The sequence below is a fragment of the Vibrio sp. 811 genome (assembly GCF_033339195.1).
The window spans coordinates 1-627 of the sequence record NZ_JAWOUB010000547.1; the positions used below are offsets into that span (position 1 = coordinate 1).

1 protein-coding gene is annotated in these 627 nt (G+C 43.2%); it reads left to right on the forward strand.

The features are described 5' to 3' along the window. A partial coding sequence (locus R7Q46_RS28015; protein WP_318078414.1) for a substrate-binding periplasmic protein occupies positions 1-627 on the forward strand: 627 nt, incomplete at both ends.

Below are 627 nucleotides of genomic sequence, written 5' to 3' on the forward strand. Positions count from 1 at the left end.
GATGTTGTCACTCGCGTTTTATTTGATGCGGTATCCACTGAATTTGGTGTGAGTGTTGAGTACATCAACTACGCGAGTTTTGATGCCATTTTAGATGCAGTCGCGAATGAAGACGCGGACTTTGCTGCCAACATTACCTATACCGATACTCGCGCCGAGCGTTTCAGCTATTCCCGACCAACAAACATTGAATACACATACCTATATGGGCTGAGCGACTCGACATTAGATGATATTTCGCGTGTTGGTGTGCCTCAAAACACCATCTACTCAGAACTGATCAAACAGTATCATCCAGAGTTAAAACAAGTTCCTTATAAAGGCCATAACGAAGCAGTACGTTTGCTACAAACTGGTTTAGTGGATGGCGTGGTTGATGCGATTAACCAACTCAAACCAATGTTGTTGGAAGGGTTTGATGCCAAAATGCTCAACGATCAGATCTCCATCAAACCTGTTTCTATCATTAGTAAAAAAGGTCACCACTTAGAAGAGTTGGATACCTTTGCCTCGTTTATTCATGGTGAAGCGGTACAAAAGCAACTTCGTGAGCAAATCGCGTTGTATCAATTTGAGTTGAGACGTTCAGCCCTGCGAGATGCGATCAAGTTACTGCCTGTCGATTTA